This is a genomic window from Frigoribacterium sp. MCBA15_019 (genome assembly GCF_001864945.1).
Taxonomy (GTDB): domain Bacteria; phylum Actinomycetota; class Actinomycetes; order Actinomycetales; family Microbacteriaceae; genus Frigoribacterium.
The window spans coordinates 1-9,506 of the sequence record NZ_MJGS01000017.1 but is presented as its reverse complement, the minus strand read 5'-3'; the positions used below and the strand labels follow the sequence as shown (position 1 = coordinate 9,506).

At 70.4% G+C, this 9,506-nt stretch carries 6 protein-coding genes; 2 read left to right on the top strand and 4 right to left on the bottom strand.

Features of this window, described 5'->3' with window-relative positions:
* Both ligD and BIV04_RS12200 read right to left on the bottom strand, forming a co-directional pair.
* Positions 1-1,843, bottom strand: a 1,843-nt coding sequence (ligD, locus tag BIV04_RS12205; RefSeq protein WP_071256600.1) for a non-homologous end-joining DNA ligase, incomplete at its 3' end; no start/stop codon positions are given.
* A gap of 189 nt (positions 1,844-2,032) precedes the next feature.
* Complete coding sequence (locus BIV04_RS12200) at positions 2,033-2,920, bottom strand: SDR family oxidoreductase (protein ID WP_055973592.1); 888 nt, start codon at positions 2,918-2,920, stop codon at positions 2,033-2,035.
* Between the two features lie 91 nt (positions 2,921-3,011).
* Between BIV04_RS12200 and BIV04_RS12195 the strand changes: the two genes are divergently transcribed.
* A complete protein-coding gene (locus tag BIV04_RS12195) occupies positions 3,012-3,986 on the top strand; it encodes a Ku protein (protein ID WP_071256824.1) in 975 nt (324 codons plus the stop codon).
* A 109-nt stretch (positions 3,987-4,095) separates the two neighbouring features.
* On the opposite strand, the gene BIV04_RS12190 is transcribed toward BIV04_RS12195, so the two are convergent.
* Both BIV04_RS12190 and BIV04_RS12185 read right to left on the bottom strand, forming a co-directional pair.
* A complete protein-coding gene (locus tag BIV04_RS12190) occupies positions 4,096-6,492 on the bottom strand; it encodes a phosphoketolase (protein ID WP_083396429.1) in 2,397 nt (798 codons plus the stop codon).
* Positions 6,492-8,312, bottom strand: a complete 1,821-nt coding sequence (locus BIV04_RS12185; RefSeq protein WP_071256821.1) for a glycoside hydrolase family 15 protein — start codon at positions 8,310-8,312, stop codon at positions 6,492-6,494. Before BIV04_RS12185 ends, BIV04_RS12190 begins: the two co-directional genes overlap by 1 nt.
* Positions 8,313-8,551: 239 nt before the next feature.
* Between BIV04_RS12185 and BIV04_RS12180 the strand changes: the two genes are divergently transcribed.
* On the top strand, positions 8,552-9,424 hold the full coding sequence (locus tag BIV04_RS12180; protein ID WP_071256599.1) for an SMP-30/gluconolactonase/LRE family protein: 873 nt from the start codon (positions 8,552-8,554) through the stop codon (positions 9,422-9,424).
* Positions 9,425-9,506: the final 82 nt, after the last annotated feature.

The window sequence follows — 9,506 nt, the reverse complement described above, 5'->3', positions numbered from 1 at the left end:
CGGCGACGATCTCGCCGTCGAGCACCGCGCCTCCGTCGCCGTCGACCCGCTCGGCCAGCACCTGCAGCTCGGGGTAGGCCGGGGTCAGGTCGTTGCCGTTGCGGCTGGTCAGCGTGACGGCGCCGTCGTGGACGACCGCCACGGCGCGGATGCCGTCCCACTTCATCTCGAACGCCCACCCGCCCTCGGACACGTCGTGCGCGTCGCCCGTCGTCGCCAGCATCGGCGCGACCGGGTCGGGTGCGGGGAACTCCTGCTTCCTGTCGCGAGCCGAGGAGGCGCGGCCCGACTTCTCGGGGGAGCCGCCGGTCGCGGGCGACGTGAGAGAGGAGTTGCCGACACGCGACCTCGCACTGTGGCCACCGGCGCCGTGGCCGCCCGCGCCGTGCCCGCCGTGCGCGCCGTCGTCGGCGTCGTCCTTCATGCGGTGGATGAGCCAGTTCGATTCGGCCCGCCCGCCGCCGTGGCCGGTGTGGATCAGAGCGACGCGTCGGGTGCCGCGCTGCTCGCCGTGCAGCACGACGATGACCTCCCTCCCGTCGCGCCACTTCTCGAGGTCGTACTCGCCCGAGTCCCAGATCGTGACCTCGCCGGCCCCGTACTCGCCCTTGGCGATGGTGCCCTCGAACGTGCCGTACTCGAGCGGGTGGTCCTCGGTCTGCACGGCGAGGTGGTTCGTGCCGGGGTCGTCGGGCTCGCCCTTCGGCAGCGCCCAGCTCACGAGCACGCCGTCGTGCTCGAGCCGGAAGTCCCAGTGCAGCGAGCTGGCGTGGTGCTCCTGGATGACGAAGCTCGTGCCGTCGGTCGAGGCGGGCGCGTCGGCGGGCACGGGCTCGGCGGTCTTCGACGCGTCGCGTTTGGAGCGGTAGACCTCGAGGCGGTCGCGCGTCTTCTCGGCGGGGTCGTGGTCGGTGGACTCGGTGTTGCGGAAGTCCTCGCCCAGTTCGCCCGACGGCACCGGCACGTGCGCCGAGACGTCGGCCAGGGGGTCGCCCCGCCGCTTCAGGCGCGAGAGCACGTCGGTGTACTCGAGCTGCACCAGCGTCTTGGAGGCGAGCTCACGCCAGGTGCGCGGCATGGCCACGGTCGGTCGGGAGCGGCCGCGCAGCGAGTACGGCGCGACGGTCGTCTTGTTCCCGTTGTTCTGCGACCAGTCGAGCAGCACCTTGCCCCGGCGATCGGCCTTCCCCATGGTGCTCAGGACGAGGTCGGGGTGGTCGGCTTCCATCGCGCGGGCCAGCTCGTGGGCGACCTCGCCGACCTGGGCGCTGGTCTGCCCCCCGTCGAGCCGGGCGTAGAGGTGCACGCCCTTGCTGCCGCTCGTGACGGGCATCAACTCGAGGCCCATGCCCTCGACGATCGGCTTCAGCAGCTGCGCCACCGCGACGCACTCGGCGAGGCCGACGCCCTCGCCCGGGTCGAGGTCGAGCACCAGCCGGTCGGGGTTGCGCTGCGCGCCCTTCGGGCCGAACCGCCACTGCGGGACGTGCACCTCGAGCGCGGCGACCTGAGCCAACCAGGTGAGAGTCGCCACGTCGTTGACCATCGGGTAGACGTTCGCGTGGTCCTTGTGCTCGATGCTGTGCCGGGCGACCCAGTCGGGTGCGGAGTCGGGCAGGTTCTTCTCGAAGAACACCTCGCCCTCGACGCCGTTCACCCAGCGCTTGCGGGTCGCCGGGCGGCCCTCGACGTGCGGCAGCATCCACTCGGCGACGGCGGCGTAGTAGCCCAGCACGTCGGCCTTGGTGGTGCCCGCGTCGGGGTAGAGCACCTTGTCGAGGTTCGTCAACTGCAGCCGGTGCCCGCCGACCTCGACGGTCTCGCCGCGTCCCTTGCCCGCCATCGCGTGCCTCCTCGTGTCGTCTGCTTCTCGTTCTACCCGGCTGCGGCGGGTCCGTGTCGTCGCCGGTGGGTCGGCGCCGGCCCGCCGCCGACGACGGGAACCCGCCGCATCGACCGCGGCCCGCCGCCCCGCGCGAGCGGGACGACGGGCCGTGGTGTCGTCGGGACGACGGAGCCGAGGAGGCGCGGGTCAGACCGCGGGCATCGCTCCGGCGATCGTGATGGTCGCGCCCGAGGTGTAGCTCGACTCGGGGCTCACCAGGTGCACGTAGGCCGCGGCGAGTTCGGCGGGCTGACCGGGACGGCCGAACGGCGCCTGGCCGCCGAACTCCGACACCGTCTCGGCGTCGTCGGAGCCGGGCTGCAGGGGAGTCCAGACCGGGCCGGGCGAGACCTGGTTGACGCGGATGCCCTTGGGGGCGAGCTGCTGCGCGAGGCCCGAGGTGAAGACGCCGATCGCACCCTTGGTCAGGGCGTAGTCGATCTTGTCGGGGCTGGGCTGCGTGCCCTGCACCGAACCGGTCGTCACGATCGACGAGCCGGGCTCGAGGTGGGGGATCGCGGCCTGGGTCAGCCAGAACAGCGAGTAGACGTTGGTCTTGATGGTCGAGTCGATGTCCTCGGTGGTGAGCGTGAGGATGTCGTCGTTGCTTTTCATGCGACCGGCCACCATGACGAGGGTGTCGAGCCCGCCGAGCTCGTCGACCGCCTTCTGCACGAGGTCCTTGCAGTATTGCTCGTCCGAGATGTCACCGGGGACGAGGACGGCCTTGCGACCCTCGCCCTCGAGCAGGTCGCGCACCTCTTCGGCGTCCTTCTGCTCGCTCGGCAGGTAGCTGAGCACGAGGTCGGCGCCCTCACGGCTGAGCGCGATCGCGGCGGCGCGACCGATGCCCGAGTCGCCGCCGGTGACGATGCCGCGGAAGCCGGTGAGGCGCTCCTTGCCGACGTAGCTGGTCTCGCCGTGGTCGGGCTTCGGGTCCATCTTCCAGGCCTCGCCCGGCAACGACTGCTCCTGCTTCGGGAACGGCGGTGCGGGGTAGAGGTCGACCGGGTTCTTCTTGTCGTATTGGCTCATGAGCCCACGCTGCCCGCACCGCGCCTCCTGCGGTCGGGGCGTGTACCCCGTGGGCGGTCATTCGGAGCGCACGCGGAGAAAGATGAGCGTCATGCGATCGATCTGGAAGGGCGCGATCACGTTCGGGCTCGTCAACGTGCCCGTCAAGCTGTACAGCGCCACCGAGGACCACGACGTGTCCCTGCACCAGGTGCACGACGCGGACGGCGGGCGCATCCGGTACCAGCGGAAATGCGAGATCTGCGGCAAGGTCGTCGACTACGAGCACATCGACAAGGCGTACGACGACGGCGACCGCACCGTGGTGATCACCGGTGACGATCTCAAGTCGTTGCCCGAGGAACGCTCGCGCGAGATCGACGTGCTCGAGTTCGTGCCGAGCGACCAGGTCGACCCGATCATGCTCGACCGCAGCTACTTCCTCGAGCCGGACGGCACCTCGCCCAAGGCCTACGTCCTGCTGCGCCGCACCCTGGAGGAGACCGACCGCACCGCGATCGTGCACTTCTCGCTGCGGCAGAAGACGCGGCTCGCCGCCCTGCGCGTGAGGGGCGACGTGCTCATGCTGCAGACCCTGCTCTGGGACGACGAGGTGCGCGAGGCGCGGTTCCCGGCGCTCGAGAAGCAGACGCGCATCAGCGACAAGGAGCTCGACATGTCGTCGTCGCTCGTCGACTCGCTGAGCGACGATTTCGAGCCCGCCGACTTCAGCGACGACTACCAAGAAGAGCTGCGCCAGCTGATCGACGCCAAGCTCGAAGAGGGTGAGTCGCTCGACACCGACGCCACCTTCGGCGAGAAGCCCGACGACGACGACGGCGAGGGCGGCGAGGTCATCGACCTCGTGGAGGCGCTCCGCCGGTCGGTGGAGACGAACCGGTCGGGCGGACATCGCAAGCCGACCAAGAAGGCGGCAGCATCGACGTCGGCATCGTCGACCTCGTCGGCGGCCGCGACGAAACCGGCCGCGAAGAAGAAGCCGGCCGCGAAGAAGCCGACCGCAGAAAAGCCTGCTGCGAAGAAACCTGCCACGAGGAAACCGGCTGCGAAGAAGAAGGCCAGCTGACCCACCGAGGGGCCTCGCATCGCCGAGACCCCAGGAACCCATCGAGACCCTACGGCGCGCGCGGGGGTCTCGGCGGGTTCCTGGGGTGTGAACCGCGTGCTCGCACCGGTCAGGCGCCGAACTGCCAGCCGGTCACGTCGGGGTGGTCCTCGCCGTGTTCGTAGGCGTACGCCCGGGCGGCCTCGCGTCGTGACTCGAAGTCCGCGATCAACTCGGGGTGCTCGTCGGCCAGGCCCGGCACGCGGTGCAGCACATCGAGCACGAGCCGGTACCGGTCGATGTCGTTCAGCATCGCCATGTCGAACGGCGTCGTGGTGGTGCCCTTCTCCTGGAAGCCGCGCACGTGCAGGTTCTCGTGGTTCGTGCGCCGGTAGGTGAGCCGGTGCACGAGCGACGGGTAGCCGTGGAAGTCGAACACGACCGGTTTCGACGTCGTGAAGAGAGCGTCGAAGTCGTCGTTCGTGAGGCCGTGCGAGTGCTCCTCCGCGTCTTGCAGTCGCATGAGGTCGACCACGTTGACCACGCGGGTGCTCAGCGAGGGCAGCACCTGGCGCAGCAGGTCGGCGGCCGCCACGGTCTCGAGGGTCGGCACGTCGCCGGCACAGGCCAGCACCACGTCGGGGTCGACGCCGTCGACGGGGGTGCCCTCGGTACCGGCCCACTCCCAGATTCCGACGCCACGCCGGACGTGCTCCTCGGCCTCGGGCAGCGACAACCAGGCCGGTGACTCCTGCTTGCCCGCGACGATCACGTTGACCGTGTCGGTCGTGCGGAACGCGTGGTCGGCCACGGCGAGCAGCGTGTTGACGTCGGGGGCGAGGTAGATGCGCACGAGGTGCGCCTGCTTGTTGACGACGACGTCGAGGAACCCGGGGTCCTGATGCGAGAACCCGTTGTGGTCCTGCCGCCAGACGTGCGACGACAGCAGGTACGTGAAGGACGAGATGGGCGCGCGCCAGTCGATCTCGTCGGCGCTCTCGAGCCACTTGGCGTGCTGGTTGAACATCGAGTCGACGATGTGCACGAAGGCCTCGTAGGTGTTGAGCAGCCCGTGGCGCCCGGTCAGCAGGTAGCCCTCCATGAGGCCCTGCAGGAGGTGCTCGCTCAGCACCTCCATCACGCGGCCGCTCCGGGCCACGTGCTCGTCCTCGGGCCAGATGTCGGCGGCCCACACCCGCTCCGTCACGTCGAACACCGGATCGAGTCGGTTCGAGACGGTCTCGTCGGGGCCGAAGAGACGGAAGGTCGTCGGGTTGTCGCGGACGATCTCGGCGAGCCACCGACCGAGTACCCGGGTGGCCTCGGCCTGGGTGCGCCGGTCGTCCGAGGTCTCGACCGCGTGCGTGCGGTAGTCGGTGAGGGTGAGGTCGCGACGCACGAGACCGCCGTTGGACGCCGGGATGGCGCTCATGCGCTTCGCGCCCCGGGGCCGGAGCCCGTCGAGCCAGGCCACCGGTCGACCCGTCTCGTCGAAGAGCTCGTCCGCACCGTATGACCGCATCCACTCGTGGAGCTGTGCCCGGTGTCCGTCGTCCTCGCGGACCCCGCTGAGCGGCACCTGGTGTGCGCGCCAAGTGCCCTCGATGCGCTCGCCGTCGACGACCTTCGGGCCGGTCCAGCCCTTCGGGGTGCGCAGCACGATCATGGGCCACCGCGGGCGTTCGGTGCCGTCGCCGTCGCGGGCCTCGCGCTGCAGCTCGTCGATGCGGGCGAAGGCGTGGTCGAGGGCGGCGGCCATGCGCTCGTGGACCCGCATCGGGTCCTCGCCGTCGAAACCGCCCGCGACGACGAGGGGCTCGTACCCGTAGCCCCGCATCAGCTCGAGCAGCTCGCCCTCGGGGATGCGCGAGAGCACCGTCGGGTTCGCGATCTTGTAGCCGTTGAGGTTGAGGATCGGCAGCACGGCCCCGTCGTGCCGGGCGTCGAGCAGCTTGTTCGCGTGCCAGCTCGTCGCCAACGGCCCGGTCTCGGCCTCGCCGTCGCCGATGACGCAGACGGCCACCAGGTCGGGGTCGTCGAGCACCGCGCCGTAGGCGTGGCTCAGCGAGTACCCGAGCTCGCCGCCCTCGTTGATCGACCCCGGGGTCTCGGGGGCCGCGTGCGACGGGATGCCCCCCGGGAACGAGAACTGCTTGAAGAGCCTCTGCAGCCCCGCGGCGTCCTGCGACACCTCGGGGAACAACTCGCTGTAGGTGCCCTCGAGGTACGTGTTGGCGACCATGGCCGGCCCGCCGTGGCCGGGGCCGCACACGTAGAGCAGGTCGCGGTCGTCGCGCGTGATCACGCGATTCAGGTGTGCGTAGACGAAGCTCAGCGCGGGCGACGTGCCCCAGTGGCCGAGGAGGCGCGGCTTGATGTCGTCGCGCGCGATCGGCCGGGTGAGCAGCGCGTTCTCCATCAGGTAGATCTGCCCGACGGTCAGGTAGTTGGCGGCCCGCCACCATGCGTCGACGAGGGCGAGGTCGTCGGGGGGCGCCGAAGGCATCGGCGTCGGGTCGTCGTTCATCACTGGCCCTCCATGTCGTCGGTGGTGCCCTCACGGCTCATCTCGTCGATGGTGATCGCGGCGTTGACGAGGGCGAGGTGGCTGAGGCCCTGGGGTACGTTGCCGAGGAACTGCCCGTCGTCGGCGCTGATCATCTCGGTCAGCAGGCCGACGTCGTTCGGCTGCTGCACGAGCTGGTCCATCAGCTCGACCGCTTCGTCCTGACGGCCCACGCACGCCAGGGCGCTGGCGAGCCAGAAGGCACAGGCCACGAACGTGCCTTCCTCTTGGTCGACCTCGCTGTAGCGGAACACGAGGGGACCGGCGGAGAGCTCACGCTGCATCGCGTCGATGGTGCGGGACATGCGCTCGCCGCGGTCGAAACCGCTGGGGGCGTGCAGCAGCACCGAGGCGTCGAGCTTCTCGCTGCCCGGGTACATGACGTACGAGCCGATCTTCTCGTTCCAGCCGTTCTCGGCGACCCAGTCCTTGATCTGCTCGCGGTTCTTCCGCCAGAAGACGACGTCCTCGGGGTCGGGATGCATCTGGCCGACCTCGGTGAGGTGCAAGGCGGCGTCTATGGCCTGCCAGCAGCCCATCTTGCTACTGACGTAGTGCTGCTCGTCGGGGAGCTCCCACATGCCCGAGTCCTTCTCCTGCCAGCGGCGGCAGGCGTCGTCGGCGAAGCCGGCGAGCAGGTCGCCGGTGGACTCGTCGAGGATGTTGCCGTCGGCCGCGTACTGGCTCATGATCGCCAGGATGTCGGCGTAGGTGCCGAGTTGCAGCTGCTCGCCCGCCGGGTTGCCCTTGTAGACCGGGCCGATGCCGCGCCAGCCCTCGGAACCGGTCTCGTGGGTGCCGTCCGGTACCGAGCCGTCGAGGTTGAGGAAGATGTGCATCGTGCGGCCGTTGGCCTTGAGCGCCGAGAGCAGCCACGAGACGGCCGCCTGGGTCTCTTCGCGCAGTCCGAAGCGGACCAGCGCGTTGACCGTGTACGCCAGGTCGCGCACCCACGCGAAGCGGTAGTCCCAGTTCTTGTCGCCGGTGAAGTTCTCGGGCAGGGCCGCCGTGGCGGCGGCCGCGATCGCACCGGTGGGGCTGAAGATCAGCAGCTTGAGCGCGAGGGCGCTGCGCTGCACGGCGCCCGACCACGGGCCGTCCCAGTTGAACTCGTCCGACCAGGTCTGCCAGTTGCGCACCGTGCGGTCGATGCCCTGGTCGACCACGTGCGGGTCGGGCAGGTGCAGGGGCTCGTCCTCGACGCCGCAGAGGCAGATCAACGAGCGCGACCCCTCGTGGGTGGTGAACTCGCCCCAGAACCGGTGCGGTCCGCCGTGGGCCTCGCCGTCGCCGGGCTCGACCGAGTCGAGGCGGCCGTGCTCGAAACCGACCAGCGCGAGGTTGATGTCGGCGGCCCGCAGGACCGGCCCGTGCAACGTGTCGACGCGGCGGATCGGGTGCGTGCCGAACGTGTTGCCCGGGATCACCGCCCAGCGCATGTCGACCGACCCGGTGACGCCCTCGACGCGACGGGCGAGCTCGGCCCAGGGCAGGCGCCCCGCGATACCCGTCACGAGAGCGTCAGTGACCTGCACCACGCCCGTGGGGGTGCGGAAGCGGGTAACGAGGACGTTCGTGTTCTCGACGTACTCGCGCTGCACCTCGAAGTCGTCGTCGACGGGGCGCAGCTCGATGCGCCCGCCCTTGCCGGCGTCGACGATGCCGGAGAACACCGGGTCGCTGTTCATGTCGGGCATCGGCAGCCAGTCGATCTGGCCGTCGCGGGCGATGAGGGCGACGGTCCGACCGTCGCCGATCGCCCCGTAGGAGCGCAGCGGCACGTAGCCGTCGTCGCGGGGATCGGGGCGGTGCCATTCGCCGGCGGCGGCCGTCGTCGCGCCGAAGTGCTCGGCCTGGGTGTCGTCGGTGGTCTCGAGGGTGTCCGTCACCCCTCCTACGGTGGCCCGGCGCGCCTCCTCATGCCCGTCCCTCGCAGTGTTCTGTGTGCAAGACACGGCCTCCGTACCCCTGGGGGCGAGAAACGGAGCCGGTGGACATGTCGGGCGGGTAGACCGGTCGGATGCCCCTTCCGACCGGAACCACGTCCGAACCCCGCCTGTTCTTCGACGCGAGGGCCACCCTCGGAGAGAGCCCCGTCTGGGACGTCGACGCCCACGAGCTGGTCTGGACCGACATCACGAACGGCCTCCTGCACCGCACCTCGGCTGACGGCACGCGCGACACGACGGTCGTCGTGGACCCGCCCCTGCCGAGCTTCCAGCGTCGTCGAGGCGGCGGCCTCATCGCCGCACTCGACGACACGGTGATCGTCATGCGCGACGACGGGACTGAGCAGCGGACGATCGCGACCGTCGACCACGCCGACGAGCGCCTCCGGCTGAACGAGGGCAAGTGCGACCCGTTCGGCGCCTTCGTCGTCGGCGCCACCGACCCCGAGGGCAGCCCCGTGGCCGGCCTCTACCGCGTCGCTTCGGACGGCACGCTCACCCAGCTGCGCGACGACTTCGCCACGACCAACGGCTTCGAGTGGAACGACGACGGCAGCGAGATCTACCTCACCGACACCGGCGACGACACGATCTACCGGGCGTCCTGGGATGCCGACGGCACTCTGGGCGAGCTCGTCCCGTTCTCGTCGCAGGGCGCCCACGACGGCCTGGCCCGCGACGAGCGCGGCGAGTTCTGGGGGGCCATCTACGGCGAGGGCAAGGTGGTGCACCTCGACGCCGACGGCGGTCTCGTCGACGAGATCACCTTCCCGGTGCCGAACCTCACCGGCATCGGCTTCGGCGGCGACGACCTGCGCACGCTGTTCGTCCTGTCGGCCCGCGAGGGGCTGAGCGACGACCAACTCGACGCGTTCCCGCTGAGCGGCGGCATCTTCGCCCTCGAACTCGACCGGGCGGCCCGCCCGCCGTTCCTGTTCGGCTGACTCAGGAGTCCACGCGAGCCCACGCGCCCACACGCACCCGCACGCACCCGCACGGGCTCTCCGACGCGACGACGCCCGCCCG

Bases quoted from the DNA above. Each gene is read 5' to 3' on its own strand.
- BIV04_RS12200 (WP_055973592.1), bottom strand. From the start codon at position 2,920: ATGAGCCAATACGACAAGAAGAACCCGGTCGACCTCTACCCCGCACCG.
- BIV04_RS12195 (WP_071256824.1), top strand. From the start codon at position 3,012: ATGCGATCGATCTGGAAGGGCGCGATCACGTTCGGGCTCGTCAACGTG.
- BIV04_RS12190 (WP_083396429.1), bottom strand. From the start codon at position 6,492: ATGAACGACGACCCGACGCCGATGCCTTCGGCGCCCCCCGACGACCTC.
- BIV04_RS12180 (WP_071256599.1), top strand. From the start codon at position 8,552: ATGCCCCTTCCGACCGGAACCACGTCCGAACCCCGCCTGTTCTTCGAC.